This is a genomic window from Rhodoferax sp. GW821-FHT07F03 (assembly GCF_059418745.1).
The window spans coordinates 1-1212 of sequence record NZ_JBWKQM010000034.1; the positions used below are offsets into that span (position 1 = coordinate 1).

At 55.6% G+C, this 1212-nt stretch carries 1 protein-coding gene; it reads left to right on the top strand.

Annotation, left to right across the window (positions count from 1 at the left end):
• The first annotated feature begins 724 nt into the window (after nucleotides 1-724).
• Nucleotides 725-1081, top strand: coding sequence for a hypothetical protein (locus AC07R0_RS25680; protein ID WP_495107027.1), 357 nt, complete (start codon nucleotides 725-727; stop codon nucleotides 1079-1081).
• Nucleotides 1082-1212 lie beyond the last annotated feature (131 nt).

The following is a 1212-nucleotide window of genomic DNA, read 5'->3' on the forward strand; positions in this document are numbered from 1 at the left end:
TTCACGAAACTCGATCTGCGCACAGGGCAACGCCATAGTTGCGCGTGTGGGAACCGGATTTTTTTACAGCCTCGTTAACCGGCTATGAGTGAAAACGCCGAAGTGCGAGCATTCCCGTCAGCACTCGCGGACGAGGTCCGAGCCGTCCTACCGCAGCTTTCCGATTGCCAGTGGCATCCACCTGCAGCCGGTTTCCAAGTTCGGGTGTGCGGGGAAACAATTGACATACCCTACCGTGTTTACTACAGAGAAAGCCAAGTGCTGAACTGCGCGAACCGACCCGGGGTTCAGGGGCTCATAGCGCTCTGCCTTGGGACTCGCCATCATGACGGGTATCTGCGGGAAAAATGCGTGAAGCGACTGATTGAAATCGAAGAGCCCTGGGTAGTGCCATTCATCATTCAACTCGTCGGAGAATACGTCGTCACAATCATGAAATTGATAGAGCAGGCGCTTCCGAACTTGAACACGGCTCTATACACAGAATTCATCGCCGCCAACCGCGCGTACTTCGAAACCATTGGAAGGCGAACCATAAGCTACTGGGCCGTTTACTATCGCAATGAATACTCCAACTGCAAAGACTACCCGGGACGTCGAATTCATGCCACGCTTCACCGCACTTGCTGCGCTGGTTAACAGGTTGCTCGACACGGACACGCAACCAAAGACTGCCGCTTCGCGGCACAGGTTGCATACCGGGCATGCGCCGACGTTATGACGCATGAGTTTCATTAACTTAGTTCAACGGCTGCTCCGCCGCGTCCCACGCTCCGTGGCCTTCGATGAAGAGAAGGTCGTTCGCACTATGTCAAATGGTGAAACTGAAGCTGTTCGCTGGGATGAGCTTCGGTCTGTGGCGGTGATCACGACCGGTGGAGGACCTTGGAGCGAGGATGTCTTCTGGATATTAAAAAGCCAGTCTGGAGGCTGTGCGATCCCGCAAGGAGCGCAAGGTGCCGGAGAGTTGCTGAAGCGGCTTCAGACATTGCCGGGTTTCCGAAACGACGCATTTGTCGAAGCGATGGGATCGACTGAAAATGCTACGTTTGTCTGCTGGGAGTGCTCCAATGCGCCATAACCTCTCGCTGCACCCGCCCCGAGCCCGCTGCGCTGGCGTGGTCGGCTGAGCTCAAACGTTGAAGCTGTAAAAAAACTCCTGGCACGACGTTTGCGATCCATCCGACCAAGGAGATCGCGACCATGGCCCGC

Coding starts and splice junctions, on each gene's coding strand:
- AC07R0_RS25680 (WP_495107027.1), top strand. CDS start 725: ATGAGTTTCATTAACTTAGTTCAACGGCTGCTCCGCCGCGTCCCACGC.